Raw genomic sequence first — 22787 nt, 5'->3', positions numbered from 1 at the left:
GGCCCCGGGAGGCCGGTGAAGCCTGACCTATTCGCCTTCGCCCATGTCGTCGGTGCCGGTCTCGCTTGAAGCCACGCCTTCGGCCTCTTCATCCGACTGCGGTTCCGAAATCCGCTCCACCGATACAACCTTCTCGCCTTCGGCCGTGTTGAAGATCGTCACGCCCTTCGTGGCCCGGCTGGCGAAGCGTATGCCGTTGACCGGCACACGGATGACCGTGCCGCCGTCCGAAACCAGCATGATCTGATCGTCGTTGCCGACCGGGAAAGTCGCGACCAGCCGGCCGATCTCGGCCACCTTCGACACATCGGTGGCGCGGATACCTTTGCCGCCGCGGCCCGTCAGCCGGAAATCGTAGGACGACGAGCGCTTGCCGTAGCCATATTCGGTCACCGTCAGCACAAGCCTCTCATGCGCCTTGAGGAACTCGTAGCGCTCCTCGGAAAGCTCGGCTTCCTCGCCGATTTCCTCATTGGTGAGCGCGATCTCCTCTTCCTCGCCGGCTCCGCCGGCGGCAAACCTGCGCTCCGCCGCGGCGCGCTTCAGATAGGCCGCGCGCTCTGCGGGCGACGCATCGACGTTCTCGATGATGGACATAGAGATGATGCGGTCGGTCTCGGCCATGGTTATGCCGCGCACGCCGACGGAATTGCGGCTCTGGAACACACGCACATCGGAGACCCGGAAACGGATGCACTGGCCGGAATTCGCGGTCAGAAGCACATCGTCATTGTCGGTGCAGGTCTCGACGCCGAGGATCTCGTCGCCCTCTTCCTCCAGCTTCATGGCGATCTTGCCGTTGCGGTTGACCTGGACGAAGTCGGACAGCTTGTTGCGGCGCACGGTGCCGCGCGTGGTCGCGAACATCACATCGAGCTCGCCCCAGCTGGTTTCGTCCTCCGGCAGCGGCATGATCGTCGTGATGCGCTCGCCCTGCTCGAGCGGCAGCATGTTGATCAGCGCCTTGCCGCGCGATTGCGGGTTGCCGATCGGCAGCCGCCAGACCTTTTCCTTGTAGACGATGCCGCGCGATGAGAAGAACAGCACCGGCGTGTGCGTATTGGCGACGAACAGGCGGGTGACGAAATCCTCCTCCTTGGTCGACATGCCGGAGCGGCCCTTGCCGCCGCGGCGCTGCGCCCGATAGAGTGAAAGCGGCACGCGCTTGATGTAGCCGGAATGGCTGACGGTCACGACCATGTCCTCGCGCTGGATCAGGTCCTCGTCTTCCATATCCGAACCGCCGTCGGTCAGCTCGGTGCGGCGCGGTGTGCCGAACTCGTCGCGGACCGCGACCAGCTCGTCCTTGACGATCTGCTGGATGCGCGCGCGCGATGACAAGATATCAAGGAAATCGACGATTTCAGCGCCGATCTGGTTCAATTCGTCGGCGATCTCGTCGCGGCCGAGGGCGGTCAGGCGCTGCAGGCGCAGGTCAAGAATGGCGCGCGCCTGTTCCTCGGACAGATTATAGGTGCCGTCCTCGTTGATGCGATGGCGCGGATCGTCGATCAGCTGGATCAGCGGAGCGACATCGTGCGACGGCCAGCGCCGCTCCATCAACTGCTCGCGCGCCGTCTGCGGATCCGGCGCGGTGCGGATCAGCTTGATCACCTCATCGATATTGGCGACCGCAATCGCCAGACCGACCAACACATGCGCCCGCTCGCGCGCCTTGCGCAGCAGATACTTCGTGCGACGGCTGACGACTTCCTCGCGGAAGCCGACAAAGGCCTTCAGCATGTCGGTCAGTGTCAGCACTTCCGGCTTGCCGCCGTTGAGCGCCACCATATTGGCGCCGAACGAGGTTTGCAGCGGCGTGAAACGGTAGAGCTGGTTGAGGACAACGTCGGCTACGGCGTCGCGCTTCAACTCCACGACGACGCGGTAGCCCTGGCGGTCGCTCTCGTCGCGGATGTCGGAAATGCCCTCGATGCGCTTGTCGCGCACCAGCTCGGCCATCTTCTCGATCATCGAGGCCTTGTTCACCTGATAGGGAATCTCGGTGACGATGATGGATTCGCGGTCATTGCCGCGCTGCTCGATCTCGACGCGGCCGCGCATGACGATCGAGCCGCGGCCCGTCGAATAGGCATTGTAGATGCCCGAACGGCCAAGCACGATGCCGCCGGTCGGGAAATCCGGACCGGGCACGATCTCCATCAGCGCTGTCAGGTCGATCGCCGGATTGTCGATGAGAGCGATGGCGCCGTTGCAGACCTCGACGAGATTGTGCGGTGGAATGTTGGTGGCCATGCCGACGGCGATGCCGCCGGAGCCGTTGACCAGAAGGTTCGGGAAACGGGCCGGCAGTACCTTGGGCTCGCTGCCGGACGCATCGTAAGTATCCTGGAAATCGACGGTTTCCTTGTCGATGTCCTCCAAGAGCTCATGCGCGACCTTGGTGAGCCTGGATTCGGTGTAGCGCATCGCCGCCGGCGGATCGCCGTCGATCGAGCCGAAATTGCCCTGACCGTCGATCAGCGGCACGCGCAGCGACCAATCCTGCGCCATGCGCACCAGCGCGTCATAGATCGAGGCATCGCCATGCGGATGGTATTTACCCATCACGTCGGCGACCGGGCGGGCCGATTTCACATATTTGCGGTTCCAGTGGTAGCCGCTCTCATGCGAGGCATAGAGGATGCGGCGATGCACCGGCTTCAGGCCGTCGCGCACGTCGGGCAGCGCACGGCTGACGATCACGCTCATGGCGTAATCGAGATAGGAGCGCTGCATCTCCTCGATGATCGAAATCGGCTCGATGCCGGTGGGGCCGCCGTCCGGCCCGCGCGGTGTCTTCTGGTCGGTCAAATCAGGTCACAATCCAGTCGGGAATCACTCACCGCTTATATAGGAAGCCTCGCCGAAACTCCAATGTCGGACGGACTTTTCCAGAGACAATTTTGATGGCAATTTCAAATGGATATCGCTGATTGCGACGATATGGCCAAGGTCGATTTCGCTGCGGCCGGCGTCAGCGCCCTCTGGTCCGTCTGGCGCGATAGGCGCCGGGAGCTTGTCCCATCTCGCGCCGGAACCGGCGGTTGAAGGTCGACAGATCGTTAAAGCCGGCATCGAAGGCGATCGTCGAGATCGCCGCGCCCGAGCTGCGCAGACGCACCGCGGCGCGGTGCAGCCTCGTCCTCAGCAGGAACTGATAGGGCGTCATGCCGGCAACCTGCCGGAACGTGCGCAGGAAGTGAAACGGGCTTGTCGCCGTGCCGGCGGCGAGCTTGGTCAGCGACAATGGTCGATCGGCGTTGAGCTCGATCAGCCGCACCGCCTCGGCAACGCGTTTCTGGTCGCGGCGGCTGGGCGCCCGGCTAGGTGTGGAAGTGTCGGCCGCAGCCGTAGCGACCGCCCCGGCCATGCGCAGGCCGAGTTCCTCGAATGCCTCGCCGTCGCCCGCTTCCCGTGCCGCTTCCGCCTCGGCCAGCAGAGGCGCCAGCGCCGGCAAGGGCGGCAGGCGCGGATGCGTAAAGCCGAGCCGTTTCACATCCGGCAGGTCGGCCAGGACGCGTTCCAGATAGGCCGGCGAAAAATGGAAGGAGAGGCAGCGGTCGCCGGCGCCGTGCTCATGCCCGCATTCATAGCAGGCGCCGGGATTGCCGAGCAGGATGGCGCCCGGCGCCAGCATCGCCGTGCCTTGGCGCGTGCAATAGCGGAACGCGCCCCTGGTCACGGCGGCGACGCAAAAGCTGCAATGCTCTTCCTCGAATGGCTTGTCGCCGGCGATGGCCGTGCACACGACGTCGGACACCTGCCAGCCATGTCCGGAAGCCAGAGTTTTCTGCGCGGTCGCCATGGCTGAAAGATAGCAATTTTTCCCAAGCGCAGAACCCTGCCATACCGCTACTACTGGCCCTCTCCTGACAAACGAGGCAGCAACAATGACCGATCCCTTTGCCGAAGCCCTGCACAGCGACGGTCCAAAACCGGACCTTGCCGAGAAGCTGAAACTCTATGGCCGCTTCATCGGCGCATGGACGTTCGATGCCACACGCATTCTCGAGGATGGCACAAGGCTCACGGGTCGCGGCGAAGTGCATTTCGGCTGGGTTCTCGAAGGCCGCGCCGTGCAGGACGTCTGGATCTTGCCCGCGCGGAACACCGGGGCCCAGACTTCGCTCGGAGCATGGACCTTCTACGGCACCACATTGCGTGTCTACGATCCGGGCGCCGACGCCTGGCACATCTTCTGGAGCGACCCGCGCAACCAGTGTTACAGCCGCCAACTCGGCCGCGCCGAGGACGGCACGATCGTCCAGGTCGGTACCGACGGCACCGGCGCGTCTGTGCGCTGGAGCTTTTCACGCATTACCGAAACATCGTTTCGCTGGCTCGGCGAGCGCTCGCATGATGGCGGCGCGACCTGGCGCATGGAGGTCGAGTTTCTGGCTCGCCGCCTAAATGAACCTCGATTGCGATCGAAAAGCCGCAAGGAATCCAAAGTAGCGATCCTTCGCGCCTGCTTTCGCGGCTTCGCACACCATTTCCATGCGCTTTCCAGCGCCGCGGCTTTGCTCTACCAATTGCAGAACCTGGGCTTCGCCCGGCGGGAGGGGACCAGCGATGCCGAGTTTCGACAGCCTGTTCAACGCCTTCGTCACCATCCTGGTGACCATCGACCCGCCGGGACTGGCGCCGCTGTTCCTTGCCGTGACGCGCGGCATGAACCGTGACGAGCGCCAGCAGGTTTCGGTCCGCGCCTCGGTGATCGGTTTCCTGGTCATGGCGTTGTTTGCGATTGCCGGCGCCTCGATCCTGTCGGTGTTCGGCATAACGCTGCCGGCCTTCCGCGTCGCCGGCGGCTTCCTCTTGTTCTTCATCGCCTTCGAAATGGTGTTCGAACGCCGACAGGACCGCAAGGAGAAGATCGGCGACGTCGCCATCACCAAGGACATGATTCACAACATCGCCGCCTTCCCGCTGGCAATCCCGCTGATCGCCGGTCCGGGCGCCATCTCGGCAACCGTGCTGCTGTCGGGCTCCTTCCAGGGTTTTGGCGCACAGGCGGCGCTGGTCGGCATCATAGCGATCTGCCTGGTGATCACCTTTCTGGTTTTCGTGCTGTCCGAGCGCATCGACCGCATCCTCGGCCAGACCGGCCGATCGATCCTGACCCGTCTGCTCGGCGTCATCCTCGCGGCGCTTGCCGTGCAGTTCGTGGCGGACGGCATCAAAGCGCTGATGGCCGCTTGAACAGTATCCTACTGCCTACTGCCTACTGCCTACTGCCTACTGCCTACTGCCTACTGCCTACTGCCTACTGCCCTACTTCGCCGCCGTCTCGACCACCTCGAAATCATGCGTAATCGTCGCTGTCTTCGCCATCATGGCACTTGCCGAGCAGTATTTCTCGATCGACAGATCGATCGCGCGTTTCACCTTGTCATGCGAAAGCGCGCGGCCCTTGATGATGAAATGCATGTGGATGCGCGTGAACACTTTTGGATCGGCCTCGGCCCGGTCGGCGTCGAGCTCGACCACGCAATCCTCAACCGCCTCGCGGCCCTTTTCGAGGATGTGCACGACGTCAAAGGCCGAGCAGCCGCCGGTACCGATCAGCACCAGTTCCATCGGGCTCGGTCCAGGCGTCTTGCCTTCCGGCCCATGCGCCGTGCCCAGCACGACCTTATGGCCGCTGCCGGACTCGCCAACGAAGGTGCGTTCCTCGACCCATTTGACGCGTGCTTTCACGTTGATCTTCCTAGAAAAATTCCGGCCTCGTTACTGGCCGAACACAACGGCGTGCATGATCCGGCCAGGCAGCAGCGTGAAGATGCCGGCGCCGACCAGCGCGAACAGATAGAGCTTGATCATGGCGCCGCGATGCGCGGTTACCTTATGCGTGTGCGCATACCAGGTCGCCAGCGGCACGGTGACCAGCACCAGGATCGACAACAGATGGATCGGGCTGAACGGACCGACGAGCCGGATCTGCTGGATCCAGAAGCTCGATATGGTGATGACCAGCATCAACGCCACCCAAGTGTAGCCCAGCACACGATGACGCACAGTACCTTTCGACAGCGCCAGCTGGGCGCCGCCGATGGCTAAAGCAGCGAAGGCCGCGAATGCATGCCACGGAATGGGAGGCGACGCCGACAGAAGCGGTCCGAGCGACATCGCGCCTTCCCCTTAGACGGCCGTTTCGAGACGCTTAGAACGGGATCTCGTCGTCCAGCTCGCGTGACGAGCCGCCGCCACCGCCGCCCCTGGAGCCGCCACTGCCGCCGCGGTTGAAGCTTTCATTCGGGCTGGACTGGCCGAAATCCGAGCCACGGCTGTTGCCGCCGCCGGAATAATTGCCGACCTGGCCGCCGCCCCCCTCGCCGCGCGCGTCGAGCATCTGCAGCTCGCCTCGGAATTTCTGCAGCACGACCTCAGTGGTGTATTTGTCGGCACCGGTCTGGTCTTGCCATTTGCGGGTCTGCAGCTGACCCTCGACATAGACCTTCATGCCCTTCTTCAAATACTGCTCGGCCACCTTGGCGAGCTGGTCGTTGAAAATGACGACGTTATGCCACTCGGTCTTTTCCTTACGCTCGCCCGAGTTCTTGTCGCGCCAGCTTTCCGACGTGGCGATGCGAATGTTGACGACCGGATCGCCGGAATTCAGGCGGCGGATTTCAGGATCCGCTCCGAGATTGCCGACCAGAATGACCTTGTTGACGCTACCCGCCATCTTACTTCTCCGCGCTCATCCGAAACAAATTTCAAGTCGCTCACCTTACAGCCTGCAGGTCGTCGCCGCCCGCAAAAGGCTGGCTTTTCCCACAAGGTTTTTGTTCTCTTTTCGTTCTAGTCATAGCTGCACTTTCTGTCAAGGAATGTCAGCAAAGGCAGGCTTGAACGTGCATTCTGATATGGCGATCAAATAGACGCTTGCCAAATCGATAAGTATCGACTTATGCTTCTGCCATGATCGAAGCAGAGATTTTCCGCGCTCTGGCCGACCCGACGAGACGCGCGGTTTACGAGCGGCTGACCGCCAGCGAGATGAGCGTGAGCGAGCTACGCGCTGGCATGAGCGTGTCCCAGCCGGCGGTCTCGCAGCACCTTGCCGTGCTGCGAGGCGCCGGCCTGGTGGTCGAGCGGCGCGCCGGCCGCAACGCCTATTACCGCGCCGATCCGCAAGGGCTCGACCCGCTGCTCGGCTGGATCGAACGCTACCGCGCCTTCTGGCCGGAACGCATCGAGAAATTGAAGACGGTTCTGAAGGGAATGGACCAATGACCAAAGCAGGGAACCCGACGGCGACCGACGCAACGCTCAACTTCGAATGCGAGCTTGCCGAGTCGCCGGAAAAGGTCTGGCGGGCATTGACCGAGCCGGAACTGGTGGCGGCCTGGATGATGCCGAACGACATGAAGGCGGAAGCCGGCGCCCGCTTTGCCTTTGCCGGACCGGATGAACCGATCGAATGCGAGGTGCTCGAGGCCGAGCCCGGCAAGCTGCTGCGCTATTCCTGGCATCAGCGGCCCGACACGAACGACCGCGACCGGTTTCCCGCCTTCGACAGCATCGTCACCTTCACGCTGGCGCGCACCGCCTCAGGCGGCACGCATCTGAGCATCTTTCATGACGGCTTCGTGCCGGTGGCGGAACCTGTCCTCGCCATTGCCGGCGCCGGCTGCGGGCTCTCGCTTCACGCGCGCAAGAACCCGATCGCCGCCAACGCCCCCTGCATGATGCTGCGCGCGGCCTGATCAACGAAAAACCGAGGAGACCGACATGAGCGCCCTGGCCAATCTGGTGCCGATGGTCATCGAACAGTCGAGCCGCGGCGAACGCGCCTTCGACATCTTCTCGCGGCTGCTGCGCGAGCGCATCGTCTTCATCAACGGCGAGATCAACGACAGCGTCTCGGCGCTGGTCTGCGCACAGCTTCTGTCGCTGGAATCGGACCACCCCGACAAGGAAATCTCGATCTACATCAACTCGCCGGGCGGCATGGTGACCAGCGGCTTCGCCATCTACGACACGATGCAGTACATCTCCTGCCCGGTGTCGACGGTCTGCATGGGCTTTGCCGCCTCGATGGGCTCCTTCCTGCTGATGGCCGGCGCGCCGGGGCGGCGGATCGCGCTGCCCAACACGAGGATCGTGCTGCATCAGCCGCTGGGCGGCTTCCAGGGCCAAGCCTCAGACATCCAGCGCCATGCCGAGGACATCGTGCGCACCAAGCAGCATATGACCGAGCTCTACGCCAAGCATTGCGGCCGGACCTACGAGGAGGTCGAGCGCACGCTCGATCGCGATTACTTCATGAGCGCCGCGGAAGCCAAGACCTGGGGCCTTGTCGACCACGTCTACGACACCCGCAAGAAAGCGGCCTGACGCCTCGAGCCGGACGCGCGGCAAGTTATCGCCGCGCGACTGGCATCGCTCGAGCCGCGTCTCTATAGTCCGCGCATGATCGATCCATTCCAATCCAGGCATTTGTGCGTTGCCCTCGCCGCGCTTGCCGGCGTGCTGGTTGCCGGCGCCGCGCTTGCCGACGACAGCTCGGCGCAGAAGCTGCCCGGCGTCAGCGGCGACTACCGCATCGCCAAGCCGGCGCCGCAGCCGGAACCGGACGACGCGCAGCCCACCGGCAAAGGCGTCTCCTTCAAGATCGGCAACACCGATGTCAGGATCGGCGGCAGCATAACAATTGACATGGCCACGGGCGGCGCCCGGATCCCGAACCACTGATCGCGAGCGAGTCACACGCGAACACCACAAAATGTAAGCCCCATCCCTGCTGTGCAGACGGATGGGGCCTCATGGATCTGAAATCCAATTTTAGCCGGGAGTGTACTGCCGGCGTTCTGTTTCGGATGCAACGCGGCGTTCAGCCGACGATCCGACTATCGTCTCTAATTGTAGGGAATCGGCAAGTCACGGTTTGTCGGGCCGGCGTTTCAAGTCTGCCCTGGCACTTATGCCCGCCGCGGCTCCATCTCAGTGTGGAGCCTCAAGGGACTGTCCGGTGGCGTCATGCTCCGCTCCTGGGTCCGTTGCGACAATGTCGTTCGAAGCGCAAATCGCTGTCGCCTGCGGCGTCTCGCAGGCCGCCTGCTGAGCGGCGAGGCCATCGGAAGACGGCCGGCTTCGTTGACGCGTTTGAGACTGCTCCCCTGGGCCCGGGACGTCAACCGTTGAATAGTCGGTTACCGAAAAATGTGATCGCCTGGAGGTTACGTGCAGGTAAGTCGAGTGCTTCGAAACGCCGACTGCGCGTATCTCGGCCGCGATTGTTTCGACAACGCTCAGGCGATTGTTTCCACAACGCTTGAGCGATTGTTTCCACAACGCTTTGTCAGGAGCGTGTTCGACCTTTGTTCTTTCCGCTTGCCCGCTCGCGCGAAAGACGGTTAAACCCATGATCGGCTTGTCCCGTCGAGATTGTGGCGTCTCTCGACGTGGCGGTGAAAATACCTACATAGGGGATGGCCGGGACAATCCCGCCAATCCAGCAAATTCCAGATCTGAGGCGGCGACCGGCGATGGCCGACCATAAATACCTTTCCATTCGCGGGGCGCGCGAACACAATCTCAAGAACGTCGATCTCGACCTGCCGCGCGACAGCCTGATCGTCATGACCGGACTGTCGGGATCCGGCAAATCGTCGCTTGCCTTCGACACCATCTATGCCGAGGGCCAGCGCCGCTATGTCGAAAGCCTGTCGGCCTATGCCCGCCAGTTCCTCGAGATGATGCAGAAGCCGGACGTCGACCAGATCGACGGCCTGTCGCCCGCCATCTCGATCGAGCAGAAGACCACCTCGCGCAACCCGCGCTCGACCGTCGGCACCGTCACCGAAATCTACGACTATATGCGCCTGCTGTTCGCGCGCGTCGGCATCCCCTATTCGCCGGCCACCGGCCTGCCGATCGAAAGCCAGACGGTCAGCCAGATGGTCGACCGCGTGCTGGCGCTGGACGAGGGCACGCGCCTGTTCCTCTTGGCGCCCATTGTGCGCGGCCGCAAGGGCGAGTACCGCAAGGAACTCCTGGAACTGCAGAAGAAGGGCTTCCAGCGCGTCAAGGTCGACGGCGTCTTCTACCAGATCGCCGACGTGCCGGCGCTGGACAAGAAATACAAGCACGACATCGACGTCGTCGTCGACCGCGTCGTCGTGCGCGGCGACCTGGGCACGCGGCTCGCGGACTCGATCGAGACGGCGCTGAAGCTTGCCGAAGGTCTTGCCGTGGCCGAATTCGCCGACAAGCCGCTCGACGCCAGCCAGACCGGCGAGGATTCGGTCAACAAGTCGAAGAACGAGACGCATGAGCGCATCCTGTTCTCGGAAAAATTCGCCTGCCCGGTGTCCGGCTTCACCATTCCGGAGATCGAGCCCAGGCTGTTCTCCTTCAACAACCCGTTCGGCGCCTGCCCTACCTGCGACGGCCTTGGCAGCCAGCGCGCCATCGATCCCAACCTGGTCGTGCCGGACGAGAACGTCTCTTTGCGCGACGGCGCCATCAGCCCGTGGGCGAAATCGACCTCGCCCTATTACGCGCAGACGCTGGAAGCGCTGGGCAAGGTCTATGGCTTCAAGCTCGGCGACAAGTTCAAGGATCTGAGCGTCGAGGCCAAAGAAGCCGTGTTGCGCGGCACCGGCGAGCGCGAGATCACCTTCCAGTATGATGACGGCCTGCGCTCCTACAAGACGACCAAGACCTTCGAGGGCGTCGTCCCCAATCTCGACCGGCGCTGGAAGGAAACTGAATCGGCTTGGATGCGCGAGGAGATCGAGCGCTTCATGTCGGCCACCCCCTGCCCCGCCTGCAACGGCTACCGCCTGAAGCCGGAAGCGCTGGCGGTGAAGATCGGCGGCAAGCATATCGGCGAAGTCACCGAGATGTCGATCCGCAAGGCCGACCAATGGTTCACGGATTTGCCGGCGCAGTTGAATGACAAGCAAAACGAGATCGCGGTCCGCGTGCTGAAGGAAATCCGCGAGCGGCTGCGCTTCCTCAACGATGTCGGCCTCGACTATCTGACCTTGTCGCGCAATTCCGGCACGCTGTCGGGCGGCGAGAGCCAGCGCATCCGGCTCGCTTCGCAGATCGGCTCCGGCCTCACCGGCGTGCTCTATGTGCTGGACGAGCCGTCGATCGGCCTGCATCAGCGCGACAATGCGCGCCTGCTCGATACGCTGAAGCACCTGCGCGACATCGGCAACACGGTGATCGTCGTCGAGCATGACGAGGACGCCATCCTGCATGCCGACTATGTCGTCGACATCGGCCCCGCGGCCGGCATCCATGGCGGCCAGATCATCGCGCAAGGCACGCCGCAGCAGATCATGGCCACACCTGCTTCGATCACCGGCAAATACCTGTCGGGCGAGCTCGAAGTGGCAACGCCCTCAGTGCGGCGCGAGGCGAAGAAGAACCGGCGCATCAAGGTGGTCGGCGCGCGCGGCAACAATCTCAAGAACGTGACGGCGGAGATCCCGCTTGGCACCTTCACTGCGGTCACCGGCGTGTCCGGCGGCGGCAAATCGACCTTCCTGATCGAGACGCTGTTCAAGGCGGCCTCGCGCCGCATCATGGGCTCGCGCGAGCATCCGGCCGAGCACGACCGCATCGAGGGCCTGGAATTCCTCGACAAGGTGATCGACATCGACCAGTCGCCGATCGGACGCACGCCGCGCTCCAACCCCGCGACCTATACCGGCGCCTTCACGCCGATCCGCGATTGGTTCGCAGGGTTGCCCGAAGCCAAAGCGCGCGGCTATCAGCCGGGCCGCTTCTCCTTCAACGTCAAGGGCGGCCGCTGCGAGGCCTGCCAGGGCGACGGGGTCATCAAGATCGAGATGCACTTCCTGCCCGATGTCTACGTCACCTGCGACGTCTGCCACGGCAAGCGCTACAATCGCGAGACGCTCGACGTGCTGTTCAAGGGCAAGTCGATCGCCGACGTGCTCGACATGACGGTCGAGGAAGGCGTCGACTTCTTCTCGGCGGTGCCGGGCGTGCGCGACAAGCTGGAGACGCTGAAGCAGGTCGGCCTCGGCTACATCCATATCGGCCAGCAGGCGACGACTTTGTCGGGCGGCGAGGCGCAGCGGATCAAGCTCGCCAAGGAACTGTCGCGCAAGGCGACCGGCAAGACGCTCTACATCCTCGACGAGCCGACCACCGGTCTGCACTTCCATGACGTCGCCAAGCTGCTCGAAGTGCTGCACGAGTTGGTCGAGCAGGGCAACACGGTGGTGGTGATCGAGCACAATCTCGAAGTGATCAAGACCGCCGACTGGGTGCTGGACCTCGGCCCCGAAGGCGGCGACGGCGGCGGTGAGCTGGTGGCGTCGGGCACGCCGGAAGCGATCGTGCGCGAGAAGCGCAGCTACACTGGCCAGTTCCTCAAGGAGCTGCTGGAGCGGCGCCCCGGGGGCAAACGCGAAGCGGCGGAGTGATGACTGAAAACGGTCTCGTCTCCGTCGAAAGCCGCTTTGGAGTCGCGGAGACGGTCGATCGGCTCGTTGAAACCGTCACCGGCGCCGGACTGCGCGTCTTCGCCCGCATCGACCATGCCGCCGGCGCGCGCGAGATCGGTGCCGTGCTTCGTCCAACCGAATTGCTGATCTTCGGCCATCCGAAGGGTGGCACACCCTTGATGCAGGACCGGCAGCTTGCGGGCATCGACCTGCCGATCAAGGCGCTGGCCTGGGAAGACGAGCAAGGCAAGGTCTGGCTGTCCTACAACAGCCCACACTGGCTGGCGGAGCGCCACGGCCTCGGCGATGCAAGCCGCGATGCCGTCGCAGCCATAGCTGCCGGGATGCAGAAGGTTGTCGCGGCCGCTGCCGGAGTAGACCAATCATGAGACTGGCCCGCCTCGACGATCTCGCCGCCGTCGTCGCGCTGACTGCGGATGCCTATGCGCCTTATACGCCCATCTTCGGCGGGCCGCCGGTCCCGGTCACCGAAGATTACATACCGCGGATCGAGCGCGGCGAGGTCTGGCTGCGGGAAGAAGGCGCCGACCTTGGAGGACTGATTGTCCTCGAACGTCATCCCGACCACGCCATGATCTTCAGCGTCGCCGTCGCGCCGGCTTTCCAAGGCAGGAAGCTCGGGATCGGATTGCTGAACTTCGCCGATCAGCAGGCGCGGTCATGGGGCGTGCCGGAGGTGCGGCTCTACACCAATTCGCGCATGGAGCGGAATATCGCGCTTTATACGGCCTACGGCTATCGCGAAACGGGTCGCCGCGCCAATCCATACCGGCCAGGATGGACCCTGGTCGATATGGTGAAGCCGGTCGACCAGGCGGCCTAACCGCATTTTGAACGAGGAGGAAGACGATGACTGCCCAAGGAACAATCCGCGCCGGCATGGGCGGCTGGACTTTCGAGCCTTGGGATACTTCCTTCTATCCGGAGAAGCTCGCCAAGGCCAAGCAGCTGCACTACGCCACCCGGCAGGTGCCGAGCATCGAGGTCAACGGCACCTATTATTCCAGCTTCAAGGAACCGACTTTCGTCAAGTGGGCGAAAGAGGCCCCTGACGGCTTCGTCTATTCGCTGAAGGGCAACCGCTTCGTCACCAACCGCCGCGTGCTCGGCGAAGCGGGCGAATCGATGATGCGCTTCCTCGGCTCCGGCGTCGCCGCGCTCGGCGAGAAGCTCGGCCCGATTCTGTGGCAGTTCGCGCCGACCAAGAAATTCGACGCGGACGATTTCGAAACTTTCCTGAAACTGCTGCCTGAAAAGCAGGACGGCGTGCCTCTGCGTCACGCGGTCGAAGTGCGGCACGACAGTTTTGTTGTGCCCGAATTCCCGGCGCTCGCCCGAAAATACAACGCCGCGATCGTCTATGCCGACCACGCAAAATATCCGGCGATCGCCGATGTAACCGGCGACTTCGTCTATGCGCGGCTGCAGACCGGCAGCGACGACAATCCCGACTGCTACACGCCGAAAGGCCTGGACGAATGGGCGGGACGCGTGAAGACATGGGCGCAAGGCAAGCAACCCGCCGACCTGCCGCGCGCCGATCCCAAGACCGATGCGCCGGTCAAGCCCCGCGACGTGTTCGCCTACTTCATCACCGAGGGCAAGGTGCGCGCTCCCTTCGGCGCCATGGCGCTGATGAAGCGGGTGAACGATTGAAGGGGCGAGCTCCGTCGGAACTTACGAGGCATCTTGACCGTTTTGTCTTTCTCGCCGGGAGCCGGTTTTCACAGCGGTTGAGCTTTCGCGGAACAATGGCCCAGGCTCCGGTATCGGGGGAGCCCGAAGAAAGCGAGGTGATATGGCTGTCATCCTCATCGGGGCATTGCTCATTGTCGCCGGCATCGTGTACATGGCCGGCGCGGTCCTCAGGCGCGGGAAACTTAGCGATCCGGCACCTGCAGCCTCGGATCGCCCGATGCCAAACCTTACAACGCCTGGCCCGACGCTTGAGCCACGCCGGCGCGGCCTCGGTTTCCTCGGCCTTTCACAGAACTGGCCGGGTCTGCTGATGATGGGGGTCGGCATCATCCTGCTGTTGTTGGTGGCGGTCCTCTGACGCCGCGGAATGATGGCATCTTCACCGCTATCGTAACGTAATCGATACTTCCTTGCTGCACTAATGCATCTACGTCAGGTTGCAGAAGCCCGGCGCCGGCAAGGACGCGTGAATGCTGCTCGACTACAATTCATTGCTGCTTGCCGTCGGCTTTTCGGCCGCTTGCCTCGGCCTCACACTGTTCGGGACATGGCTGACCGCCCGTTCCGACAAGTTCCTGCTGACCTGGGCGATTAGCGTGCTGGTCGTAGTGGCCGAAGTCTTTGTCTACGAGGCATACATCGAGAGACCCGGAACGGCCCTTGGCGTGCTGACGCTGGCGCTGCTCTTGCTCGGCTTCTCGGTCATGCTGGGCGCTGCCCACCAGTTCAGGACCAGCCGCTCGCCCTTGCCGCTCATCGCGCTTGGCGTCGGCATGTCCTATGCTCTCGCGCTGCCGCCCATGGCGCTCGGCTATGACGGGCTGGGCTTCATGCTGGAAAACGCTCTGGCCGCGCTGTTGCTGTTCGGCACCGCATATCAATATTGGCGCGGTCGCGCGGAGGCGCCCGTCCATCTCATCGGCGTAGCGCTGCTCTATTCGCTGACCGCTGTGTCCTTCGTGCTGTGCGCCGCCGTGCTGGCATGGGACGGCAGGCTGGTTCTCGGCCACGCGCCGAGCAATTGGGCTGAGGATCTGAGCCTCGTCATCGTCATCGCCTCCATGACCGGTATCGGCGCATTGTCGCTGGCGCTCAACCAGGGGCGGCTCGCGCGCCACCATCAGCGCGAAGCGTACACCGATGCCTTGACCGGCCTTCTCAACCGCCGCGCCCTGTTCGACCTGCACGGCAAGATACCGGTCGGCGCCTTCACGGCTGTCGTGGTTTTCGACCTCGACGGCTTCAAGGCGATCAACGACCAGTTCGGTCACGCCGCAGGAGACGAAGTGTTGAAGGTCTTTGCCGAAGTGCTCTCCGCCGACCTGCGCCCGAGCGACTCCGTTGCCCGCATGGGTGGCGAGGAATTCGCCATGGTCTTGAGGCGCACCTTGCCCGAGTCGGCCGAGGCGACGGCCGAACGCGTCCGGGCCGCGTTCGCCGCGCGCACGGTCGAGACCGAGACCGGACCGCTGCGCTGCACGGTCAGCGCCGGCTTCGCATTTGGCAGCACGGATGGCATGAGCTTCGACAAAGTGCTCAGCGCCGCCGACAAGGCGCTCTATGCCGCCAAGCGCGGCGGCCGCAACCGCGTCCTGGATTTTCGCCGCGCCGGTTGAGTTTTACCGCCGCGTGCAAACTCTCAATGATGTGAGATCACTTCGTTGAAGGCGTCGAGATCGACATAGAAAACCTTGGTGATCTCATCCAGGAGATGATCTTCGTCATAGCCTTGCGACATCAGGATGTTGATCGCGGTCATGATGTCGACGCGCTCGGTGAGGCGCCGCTTTTGGTAGTCCTCGACAAAACGTTCCATCGCCGTCCCCTGGCAAAATTCTTTTTGGACGCATTGACCGACAATCACTGCGGAGAAAGCTAGGTGGATTGGCTTGCGTGGAACTTGCGGGCGGAGTCCGCGCCTTCCCCCTCATTCGCGACTGATACGGAAAGCGGCCGACTCACCAAGGCCAAGAAAAGACTAGCATGCGGTATTCAACGCGCCAGAGCTGGGGCTGGCCGGCGGAGAGAGATACTGGGGTTGCTGCCGCCTCGCGATGTCGACCGAAGTCGAGCAAACGATTCTAGACTGTCAGAAACTTCCGCACATCCGCCCGGTCGAGGTCTTCCGCGGGACCGGTATGCACGATCTGGCCCCGATCCATGATGTTGACCTCGTCGGCAAGTTCCCGGCAGAAGTCGAGATATTGCTCGACCAGAAGCACGGCAATCCCCGCCTGGTCGCGCAGATACCGGATGGCGCGGCCGATATCCTTGATGATCGAAGGCTGGATGCCTTCGGTCGGCTCGTCGAGCACCAGGAGCTTGGGCCGCATCACCAGCGCGCGCCCGATGGCGAGCTGCTGCTGCTGGCCGCCGGACAGGTCGCCGCCGCGCCGCGACAGCATCTGCTTCAGCACCGGAAACAGCTCGAAGACATAGGCCGGAATGTTGCGGTCGGCGCGCGGCAGCGGCGCGAAGCCGGACTCCAGATTTTCGCGCACCGTCAGCAGCGGAAAGACTTCCCTGCCCTGCGGCACGAATGCGATGCCCGACCGGGCGCGGTCATACGCCGCGCTCCGGTCGAGCGCCTTCCCCTCGAAGGCAACGCTTCCGCTCGTCAGCCGGTGATGGCCGACGATCGATCTCATCAAACTGGTCTTGCCGACGCCGTTGCGGCCGAGCACGCAGGTGATCTTGCCGGCGCCGGCTTTCAGCGAAACGCCGCGCAGCGCTTGGGCGGCGCCGTAATGCAGCGTGGCATTGGAGACCTCGAGCATGATCAGCCCCTTCTCCAGCGCTTCAGGAAAGCGAAATCGAAACGGTGGAAGGGAACCCGCCAGACCATGCTCACCGCCCCAGATAGACTTCGACGACGCGCTCGTCGGCCGAAACGAAATCGAGCGTGCCTTCCGACAGCACCGAGCCCTCGTGCAGGCAGGTGACCTTGACGCCGAGCTCGCGCACGAAATGCATGTCGTGCTCGACGACGATCACCGAATGGTCGCGGGCAATGTCCTTGAGCAGCCGCGCGGTCTCCTCGGTCTCGGCATCGGTCATGCCGGCGACCGGCTCATCGACGAGCAAAAGCTTTGGGTCCTGCGCCAGGAGCATGCCGATCTCCAGCCATTGCTTCTGGCCATGGCTGAGGTTGGCGGCGAGCTCGCCGCGCTTGTCGCCGAGACGGATGATGCCAAGGATATCGTCGATGCGCCGCGTCTCGGCCGCCGAACGGCGATGGAACAGCGCCGGGAAGATCGAGCGCGGCCCTTTTAGCGCCAGCATGAGATTGTCCTCGACGCTGTGGCTCTCGAAGACCGTCGGCTTCTGGAACTTGCGCCCGATGCCCATCATGGCGATCTCGGCTTCGTCGTGACGGGTGAGATCGACCTCGCCGTCGAAGAACACTTCGCCATCGTCCGGCCGCGTCTTGCCGGTGACGATATCCATCATCGTCGTCTTGCCGGCGCCGTTGGGTCCGATGATGGCGCGCATTTCGCCCCTGTCGAGCACCAGCGACAGCTTGTTGATGGCGCGAAAGCCATCGAAGGAAACCGAGACGCCGTCGAGATAAAGGATGGTGTTGGACTTGCTCATGATCGTTCACTCCGCCGGCTGCGGCTCGGCGCCTGTGGCAGACCAGGCGCCGGGCGTCGTCGCCGCCGAGCCCACGATCTTCGGCTCCGGCGCCTGCGGATCGGCGCCGGCCTCCGCCGCAAGCGAGGCCGCTCGCAGCGCCGTCGCCCTGCCGCGCCAGCCGTCCCACATGCCGACGATGCCCTTGGGCAAAAGCAGGGTGACGGCGACGAACAGCCCGCCAAGCGCGAACAGCCAGAATTCCGGCAGCACGCCCGTGAACCAGGATTTGCCGGCGTTGACGAGGAGCGCGCCGAGGATCGGGCCGATAATGGTGCCGCGCCCGCCGACAGCGGTCCAGATCACCACTTCGATCGAGTTGGACGGCTCGAATTCGCCGGGATTGATGATGCCGACCTGCGGCACGTAGAGCGCGCCGGCGATGCCGGCCATGATGGCCGAAACCGTGAAGGCGAACAGCTTGACGTTCTCGGCCCGCCAGCCGAGGAAACGGGTGCGGCTTTCGGCGTCGCGCACCGCCATCAGGAGCTTGCCGTATTTGGAGCGCACGATTGCAGCGGTGACGAAGACGGCAAGCGCCAGCGTCACGGCGCTGGCCGCAAACAGGGCCGAGCGCGTGGCGTCGGCCTGCACGCTGAAGCCGAGTATATCCTTGAAATCGGTCAGGCCGTTGTTGCCGCCGAAGCCCATGTCGTTGCGGAAGAAGGCGAGCAGCAGCGCATAAGTCATCGCCTGGGTGATGATCGAAAGATAGACGCCGGTGACGCGGCTGCGGAAGGCGAACCAGCCGAAGACGAAGGCGAGCAGGCCGGGCACGGCCAGCACCATGAGCGCCGCGAACCAGAAATGATCGAAGCCGTACCAGAACCAGGGCAGCTGCTTGTAGTTCAGGAACACCATGAAGTCCGGCAGGATCGGATTGCCGTAGACGCCGCGCGAGCCGATCTGGCGCATCAGATACATGCCCATCGCATAGCCGCCGAGCGCGAAAAAGGCGCCGTGGCCGAGCGAGAGGATGCCGCAATAACCCCAGACCAGGTCGAGCGCGAGCGCCAGCAACGCGTAGCAGAGATATTTGCCGACCAACGCCACGATGTAAGGCGGGATGTAGAAGGCGCTTTGCGGCGAGACCGCCAGGTTGAGCAGGGGCACGATGATGGCGGCAGCCAGCAGGACGAAGATGGCGATGCCGATGCGGCGATCGGCGGAAAGGAAGCGCTGCGCGATCATGCTTCCACCGCCCTGCCCTTCAGCGCGAACAGGCCGCGCGGGCGCTTCTGGATGAACAGGATGATCAGCACCAGGACGACGATCTTGCCGAGCACCGCGCCGGCATAGGGCTCGAGGAATTTGTTGACGATGCCGAGCGAGAAGGCGCCGACCAGCGTCCCCCACAGATTGCCGACGCCGCCGAAGACCACGACCATGAAGCTGTCGATGATGTAGCCGCGGCCGAGATTGGGCGAGACGTTGTCGATCTGGCTGAGCGCCACGCCCGCGATCCCGGCGATGCCCGAGCCCAACGCAAAGGTCAGCGCGTCGACCCAGGGCGTCCTGATGCCCATCGAGGCAGCCATGCGCCGGTTGGCGGTGACGGCGCGCATCTGCAGCCCCCAGGCCGTGCGCTTCATGACGTAGAGCAGCACACCGAACACGGCGAGCGCGAACACCAGGATCCACAGCCGGTTCCAGGTTATGGCCAGCTGGCCGACATCGAACGAACCCGACATCCAGGACGGATTGCCGACCTCCTGGTTGGTCGGCCCGAAGATGGTGCGCACCGCCTGCTGCAGGACCAGCGAGACGCCCCAGGTGGCCAGAAGCGTTTCCAGCGGGCGGCCATAGAGGAAGCGGATGATGCCGCGTTCGATTGCAAGGCCGACCAGCCCCGCGACAAGGAAGGCGAGCGGCAGCGCGATCACCAGCGACCAGTCGAACAGGCCCGGAAACGAGGTGCGGATGACTTGCTGGACGACGAAGGTGGTGTAGGCGCCGAGCATCACCATCTCGCCATGCGCCATGTTGATGACGCCCATGACGCCGAAGGTGATGGCAAGCCCGATCGCCGCAAGCAGCAGCACCGATCCCAGCGAAATACCGTACCAGATGTTCTGGCCGGCATCCCACACGGCCAGCGTCGCGTCGATCTTGCCGATCGCGGCGATTGCCGCCTCCTTGACCGCGCCCTGGGCGTTCGCCTCAACTGAGGTGAGCAGCGAGAGCGCGTCGCGGTCGCCGCGGGCGGCGACGACCGAGATCGCTGCGAGCTTGTCGGCTTCGGGCTTGTCGGAAACCAGAACCGACGCCGCGCGCGCCTGCTCGAACAGGGCCCTGACGCCGGGATCGATTTCGGCGGCGATTGCGGCATCCAGCGGCTCGATGTTCGCCGCGTCGGGAGTCTTGAACATCGTCATTGCCGCGGCAAGACGCACGCTCGCGTCCCTGGCGCGTAAGGTCAGCGTGCCCAGCGCGTCGCGGATGACACGGCGCAGCCCGTTATTGACCTTGATCTTGGTGAGGTCGGCCTTGGCCGCTTCGGCGGCGTTCTCGCCGCTCAGCGGATCGAGCAGCTCGATGTTGTCGCCGCTCTCCTTGCCGACAAAAACCTGGGAATCGGCCTTGCGGATGTAGAGATTGCCGTCGGCCAGCGCCGAAAGCGGCCGCTCTACCGCCGGATCGCCGCTCGCCGCAAGCTCGCGCACGACGGCCTCGGTAGCCGAGAAGCCGGTTGCAGCCGCGAATTTGCCGATCGATGCGCGAAGGTCGGCCTCAGCCGCCTTCGACGGCATCAGTCCAGCCATCGTCAGCAGCAACATCAGACCAATTGCGCGCAGCAGCAGCATTGTCGTCTTCAAGCAGCTTTCTCAAGCAATTCCAGGAAAAGTGTGAAGCGGTTTTCCGTCCGGAATTGCGCAAAACTAGGTTTCGGGTATCTTGCCCGGGCGGGTCAGGAACCTGCCCGGGCTGCGGTCTCGGATCGCGGGGCCACTCCGCGATCCGACAGACCTGTGATCACGGACCGGGATCAGTTGGTGCCCTTGCCGCCGCACTTTCCGGTGGCGACGTTGAAGTTGCCGCAGGACAGAGGCGCGCGCCAATCCGAGATCAGGTCCTTGGAATCCGGCAGGTAGTCGGACCATTCGTCGCCCATGACGAGGCCGGGCGTTTGCGAAACGGTCTCGAACTGGCCGTCGGCCTGGATCTCGCCGATCAGCACCGGCTTGGTGATGTGGTGGTTCGGCATCATCGTCGAGTAGCCGCCGGTCAGGTTCGGCACCGAAACGCCGACCATGGCATCGATGACCTTGTCCGGATCGGTGGTGCCGGCCTTCTCGACCGCCTTCACCCACATGTTGAAGCCGATATAGTGGGCTTCCATCGGATCGTTGGTGGTGCGCTTGTCGTTCTTGATGAACTTGTGCCACTCGTCGATGAACTTCTTGTTCGCCGGCGTGTCGATGCTTTCGAAGTAGTTCCAGGCGGCGAGATGGCCGACCAGCGGCCCGGTGTCGAGACCGGCCAATTCTTCCTCGCCGACCGAGAAGGCCATGACCGGAATGTCCTCGGCCTTGACGCCCTGGTTGCCGAGCTCTTTGTAGAACGGCACGTTGGCGTCGCCGTTGACTGTCGACACCACGGCCGTCTTCTTGCCGGCCGAGCCGAATTTCTTGATCGCCGAGACCTCGGTCTGCCAGTCGGAGAAGCCGAACGGCGTGTAGTTGACCATGATGTCCTCGGCCGGCACGCCCTTTGACTTGAGATAGGCTTCGAGGATCTTGTTGGTGGTGCGCGGGTAGACATAGTCGGTGCCTTCAAGCACCCAGCGTCTCACCGAGCCGCCATCGGCGCTCATCAGATAGTCGACGGCCGGAATGGCCTGCTGGTTCGGCGCCGCACCGGTGTAGAAGACGTTGCGCTCGCTCTCCTCGCCCTCATACTGGACGGGATAGAACAGGATATTGTCGAGTTCCGAAAACACCGGCAGCACCGATTTGCGCGACACCGAGGTCCAGCAGCCGAACACGGCCGCGACCTTGTCCTTGGAAATCAGCTCGCGCGCCTTTTCGGCGAAGAGCGGCCAGTTGGACGCCGGATCGACGACCACGGCCTCCAGTTTCTTGCCGAGCAGGCCGCCCTTGGCGTTTTGCTCGTCTATCAGCATCAGCATGACGTCTTTCAGCGTCGTCTCCGAAATCGCCATGGTCCCCGACAGCGAATGGAGGATACCGACCTTGATCGTGTCTTCAGCCGCCTTGGCGGAAGCTGAAGCCAGCAGACCGGCCGCGACGACGCCGGCGGACAGGATTTTTGTTATTTTCGCGAAGTTACCCCTCATATGACACACTCCCAAGCTGGTTGTTTTGCATCGCAATATTAGCGGTGCAAGCGACGTGCCAGATAGGAATGCGCTGAACTGATTTCGCGATAATGCAGTGATTACAGTCGGTTATCGATAGCCGCGCAACTGTCGCCTCTACTGCAACGCGGCAGGATTGAGAAAAGTTTACGCATCGCTGCCTAGATTTTGCCCAAATTGTAAAAATGCCTATGATTTCACCACATGGGCAAGGATAGCTTCGTCGGCCCTGTTGCGGGCTCATGGCGAAATGGGGCAAGGTCGCCGTGCAAACGAGCGACGTCATGGCCCTGCGAACAATCCTGAGTTTCCTGCTTCTTATGTCCGCCGCCGGCGGCGCCCGCGCCGATTTCGCCGACGGCAAGCTTCCTGATGGCGTCTATCACTGCGAGGTCTACCTGCTCGGCCTGTTCCTCAACCTCGGCGACATCACCATCAAGGGCAGCCTCTACAGCGGCCCGGTAACCTTCGGCGTCGCGCCGCCACCTTACAATTACCAGATGAATCCCAATGGCGAGATCACCTGGCTCGGTCCGCTCGGCGGCTACACCAGCGGCGGCAATTCGATCTCGATGACCCAGGCGACCTTGGATGACCCGAGCGGTCCTTCATTCGACATCATCATGAAACAGCAGGACGGCGCCTTCACAGCCTCGACCTGCACCAAAAGATAGCCC

Annotated in this window: 22 protein-coding genes and 2 pseudogenes; 13 read left to right on the top strand and 11 right to left on the bottom strand. The window is 63.3% G+C overall.

Annotation, left to right across the window (positions count from 1 at the left end; genetic code table 11):
• Positions 1-27 precede the first annotated feature (27 nt).
• Together gyrA and FJW05_RS03325 are read right to left on the bottom strand one after the other, a co-directional pair.
• Positions 28-2814, bottom strand: coding sequence for a DNA gyrase subunit A (gene gyrA / locus FJW05_RS03330; protein ID WP_140627751.1), 2787 nt, complete (start codon positions 2812-2814; stop codon positions 28-30).
• A 163-nt stretch (positions 2815-2977) separates the two neighbouring features.
• Positions 2978-3808 carry an AraC family transcriptional regulator gene (locus FJW05_RS03325; protein WP_140627749.1) on the bottom strand — a complete coding sequence of 277 codons (831 nt, stop codon included), beginning with the start codon at positions 3806-3808 and terminating at the stop codon, positions 2978-2980.
• A gap of 85 nt (positions 3809-3893) precedes the next feature.
• On the opposite strand from FJW05_RS03325, the pseudogene FJW05_RS03320 reads away from it, so the two are divergent.
• Together FJW05_RS03320 and FJW05_RS03315 are read left to right on the top strand one after the other, a co-directional pair.
• A pseudogene (locus FJW05_RS03320) lies at positions 3894-4409 on the top strand (hypothetical protein); the annotation flags it as partial.
• Positions 4410-4575: 166 nt separating this feature from the next.
• On the top strand, positions 4576-5205 hold the full coding sequence (locus FJW05_RS03315) for a MarC family protein (RefSeq protein WP_140546758.1): 630 nt from the start codon (positions 4576-4578) through the stop codon (positions 5203-5205).
• A 72-nt stretch (positions 5206-5277) separates the two neighbouring features.
• On the opposite strand, the gene FJW05_RS03310 is transcribed toward FJW05_RS03315, so the two are convergent.
• Genes FJW05_RS03310 through FJW05_RS03300 form a run of 3 tightly spaced genes read right to left on the bottom strand, consistent with a single transcriptional unit; the run spans position 5278 to position 6691 of the window.
• A complete protein-coding gene (locus tag FJW05_RS03310; protein WP_140627747.1) occupies positions 5278-5703 on the bottom strand; it encodes an OsmC family protein in 426 nt (141 codons plus the stop codon).
• 30 nt (positions 5704-5733) lie between these two features.
• Positions 5734-6132, bottom strand: coding sequence for a DUF2306 domain-containing protein (locus tag FJW05_RS03305; RefSeq protein ID WP_140627745.1), 399 nt, complete (start codon positions 6130-6132; stop codon positions 5734-5736).
• A 34-nt stretch (positions 6133-6166) separates the two neighbouring features.
• Positions 6167-6691, bottom strand: a complete 525-nt coding sequence (locus FJW05_RS03300) for a single-stranded DNA-binding protein (protein ID WP_140546761.1) — start codon at positions 6689-6691, stop codon at positions 6167-6169.
• 236 nt (positions 6692-6927) lie between these two features.
• Between FJW05_RS03300 and FJW05_RS03295 the strand changes: the two genes are divergently transcribed.
• From FJW05_RS03295 to FJW05_RS03250, 10 genes and pseudogenes are all read left to right on the top strand, one after another.
• Positions 6928-7242 carry a metalloregulator ArsR/SmtB family transcription factor gene (locus FJW05_RS03295; protein ID WP_042642786.1) on the top strand — a complete coding sequence of 105 codons (315 nt, stop codon included), beginning with the start codon at positions 6928-6930 and terminating at the stop codon, positions 7240-7242.
• A complete protein-coding gene (locus FJW05_RS03290) occupies positions 7239-7715 on the top strand; it encodes an SRPBCC domain-containing protein (protein WP_140627743.1) in 477 nt (158 codons plus the stop codon). Before FJW05_RS03295 ends, FJW05_RS03290 begins: the two co-directional genes overlap by 4 nt.
• Before the next feature lie 22 nt (positions 7716-7737).
• A pseudogene (locus FJW05_RS03285) lies at positions 7738-8346 on the top strand (ATP-dependent Clp protease proteolytic subunit); the annotation flags it as partial.
• 75 nt (positions 8347-8421) lie between these two features.
• A complete protein-coding gene (locus FJW05_RS03280) occupies positions 8422-8703 on the top strand; it encodes a hypothetical protein (protein ID WP_140627739.1) in 282 nt (93 codons plus the stop codon).
• A gap of 794 nt (positions 8704-9497) precedes the next feature.
• On the top strand, positions 9498-12419 hold the full coding sequence (gene uvrA, locus FJW05_RS03275) for an excinuclease ABC subunit UvrA (RefSeq protein ID WP_140627729.1): 2922 nt from the start codon (positions 9498-9500) through the stop codon (positions 12417-12419).
• Entirely contained in the window at positions 12419-12829 is a 411-nt protein-coding gene (locus tag FJW05_RS03270; RefSeq protein ID WP_181164832.1) for a DUF302 domain-containing protein, read from the top strand. Before uvrA ends, FJW05_RS03270 begins: the two co-directional genes overlap by 1 nt.
• The gene (locus FJW05_RS03265) at positions 12826-13284 is read left to right on the top strand and encodes a GNAT family N-acetyltransferase (protein WP_140627724.1); all 459 of its coding nucleotides are present in this window, start codon (positions 12826-12828) and stop codon (positions 13282-13284) included. The genes FJW05_RS03270 and FJW05_RS03265 overlap by 4 nt, the downstream gene beginning before the upstream one ends.
• A gap of 26 nt (positions 13285-13310) precedes the next feature.
• The gene (locus FJW05_RS03260; RefSeq protein WP_140627721.1) at positions 13311-14117 is read left to right on the top strand and encodes a DUF72 domain-containing protein; all 807 of its coding nucleotides are present in this window, start codon (positions 13311-13313) and stop codon (positions 14115-14117) included.
• A gap of 142 nt (positions 14118-14259) precedes the next feature.
• Positions 14260-14517 (top strand): hypothetical protein, encoded by a 258-nt coding sequence (locus FJW05_RS03255; RefSeq protein WP_140546959.1) that lies wholly within the window; start codon positions 14260-14262, stop codon positions 14515-14517.
• 112 nt (positions 14518-14629) lie between these two features.
• Entirely contained in the window at positions 14630-15775 is a 1146-nt protein-coding gene (locus FJW05_RS03250; protein WP_140627719.1) for a GGDEF domain-containing protein, read from the top strand.
• A gap of 23 nt (positions 15776-15798) precedes the next feature.
• Here the strand turns inward: FJW05_RS03250 and FJW05_RS03245 are convergent, their stop codons facing one another.
• The 6 genes from FJW05_RS03245 to urtA all read right to left on the bottom strand — a co-directional run bounded on the left by FJW05_RS03245 (position 15799) and on the right by urtA (position 22089).
• Positions 15799-15975: a hypothetical protein gene (locus FJW05_RS03245; protein ID WP_095765283.1), complete on the bottom strand. Its 177-nt coding sequence runs from the start codon at positions 15973-15975 to the stop codon at positions 15799-15801.
• Positions 15976-16240: 265 nt separating this feature from the next.
• Positions 16241-16936, bottom strand: a complete 696-nt coding sequence (gene urtE, locus FJW05_RS03240; protein ID WP_140546957.1) for an urea ABC transporter ATP-binding subunit UrtE — start codon at positions 16934-16936, stop codon at positions 16241-16243.
• A 70-nt stretch (positions 16937-17006) separates the two neighbouring features.
• Positions 17007-17753 (bottom strand): urea ABC transporter ATP-binding protein UrtD, encoded by a 747-nt coding sequence (urtD, locus tag FJW05_RS03235; RefSeq protein WP_140627717.1) that lies wholly within the window; start codon positions 17751-17753, stop codon positions 17007-17009.
• Between the two features lie 6 nt (positions 17754-17759).
• Positions 17760-18983: an urea ABC transporter permease subunit UrtC gene (gene urtC, locus FJW05_RS03230; protein WP_140627715.1), complete on the bottom strand. Its 1224-nt coding sequence runs from the start codon at positions 18981-18983 to the stop codon at positions 17760-17762.
• The gene (urtB, locus tag FJW05_RS03225) at positions 18980-20596 is read right to left on the bottom strand and encodes an urea ABC transporter permease subunit UrtB (protein WP_140627713.1); all 1617 of its coding nucleotides are present in this window, start codon (positions 20594-20596) and stop codon (positions 18980-18982) included. Before urtB ends, urtC begins: the two co-directional genes overlap by 4 nt.
• A gap of 182 nt (positions 20597-20778) precedes the next feature.
• Complete coding sequence (gene urtA / locus FJW05_RS03220) at positions 20779-22089, bottom strand: urea ABC transporter substrate-binding protein (RefSeq protein WP_140627711.1); 1311 nt, start codon at positions 22087-22089, stop codon at positions 20779-20781.
• Positions 22090-22394: 305 nt separating this feature from the next.
• On the opposite strand from urtA, the gene FJW05_RS03215 reads away from it, so the two are divergent.
• Entirely contained in the window at positions 22395-22784 is a 390-nt protein-coding gene (locus tag FJW05_RS03215) for a hypothetical protein (protein WP_140547026.1), read from the top strand.
• Positions 22785-22787: the final 3 nt, after the last annotated feature.

Source organism: Mesorhizobium sp. B2-9-1, from assembly GCF_006439455.1.
Taxonomy (GTDB): domain Bacteria; phylum Pseudomonadota; class Alphaproteobacteria; order Rhizobiales; family Rhizobiaceae; genus Mesorhizobium.
This window is presented reverse-complemented; position numbering and strand designations above follow the sequence as displayed.

Bases quoted from the DNA above. Each gene is read 5' to 3' on its own strand.
- FJW05_RS03270 (WP_181164832.1), top strand. From the start codon at position 12,419: ATGACTGAAAACGGTCTCGTCTCCGTCGAAAGCCGCTTTGGAGTCGCG.
- FJW05_RS03280 (WP_140627739.1), top strand. From the start codon at position 8,422: ATGATCGATCCATTCCAATCCAGGCATTTGTGCGTTGCCCTCGCCGCG.
- FJW05_RS03215 (WP_140547026.1), top strand. From the start codon at position 22,395: ATGGCCCTGCGAACAATCCTGAGTTTCCTGCTTCTTATGTCCGCCGCC.
- FJW05_RS03295 (WP_042642786.1), top strand. From the start codon at position 6,928: ATGATCGAAGCAGAGATTTTCCGCGCTCTGGCCGACCCGACGAGACGC.
- FJW05_RS03300 (WP_140546761.1), bottom strand. From the start codon at position 6,691: ATGGCGGGTAGCGTCAACAAGGTCATTCTGGTCGGCAATCTCGGAGCG.
- FJW05_RS03245 (WP_095765283.1), bottom strand. From the start codon at position 15,975: ATGGAACGTTTTGTCGAGGACTACCAAAAGCGGCGCCTCACCGAGCGC.
- uvrA (WP_140627729.1), top strand. From the start codon at position 9,498: ATGGCCGACCATAAATACCTTTCCATTCGCGGGGCGCGCGAACACAAT.
- FJW05_RS03305 (WP_140627745.1), bottom strand. From the start codon at position 6,132: ATGTCGCTCGGACCGCTTCTGTCGGCGTCGCCTCCCATTCCGTGGCAT.
- urtD (WP_140627717.1), bottom strand. From the start codon at position 17,753: ATGAGCAAGTCCAACACCATCCTTTATCTCGACGGCGTCTCGGTTTCC.
- FJW05_RS03290 (WP_140627743.1), top strand. From the start codon at position 7,239: ATGACCAAAGCAGGGAACCCGACGGCGACCGACGCAACGCTCAACTTC.
- FJW05_RS03250 (WP_140627719.1), top strand. From the start codon at position 14,630: ATGCTGCTCGACTACAATTCATTGCTGCTTGCCGTCGGCTTTTCGGCC.
- urtA (WP_140627711.1), bottom strand. From the start codon at position 22,089: ATGAGGGGTAACTTCGCGAAAATAACAAAAATCCTGTCCGCCGGCGTC.
- FJW05_RS03315 (WP_140546758.1), top strand. From the start codon at position 4,576: ATGCCGAGTTTCGACAGCCTGTTCAACGCCTTCGTCACCATCCTGGTG.
- urtC (WP_140627715.1), bottom strand. From the start codon at position 18,983: ATGATCGCGCAGCGCTTCCTTTCCGCCGATCGCCGCATCGGCATCGCC.
- FJW05_RS03260 (WP_140627721.1), top strand. From the start codon at position 13,311: ATGACTGCCCAAGGAACAATCCGCGCCGGCATGGGCGGCTGGACTTTC.
- FJW05_RS03265 (WP_140627724.1), top strand. From the start codon at position 12,826: ATGAGACTGGCCCGCCTCGACGATCTCGCCGCCGTCGTCGCGCTGACT.
- urtE (WP_140546957.1), bottom strand. From the start codon at position 16,936: ATGCTCGAGGTCTCCAATGCCACGCTGCATTACGGCGCCGCCCAAGCG.
- urtB (WP_140627713.1), bottom strand. From the start codon at position 20,596: ATGCTGCTGCTGCGCGCAATTGGTCTGATGTTGCTGCTGACGATGGCT.
- FJW05_RS03255 (WP_140546959.1), top strand. From the start codon at position 14,260: ATGGCTGTCATCCTCATCGGGGCATTGCTCATTGTCGCCGGCATCGTG.
- FJW05_RS03325 (WP_140627749.1), bottom strand. From the start codon at position 3,808: ATGGCGACCGCGCAGAAAACTCTGGCTTCCGGACATGGCTGGCAGGTG.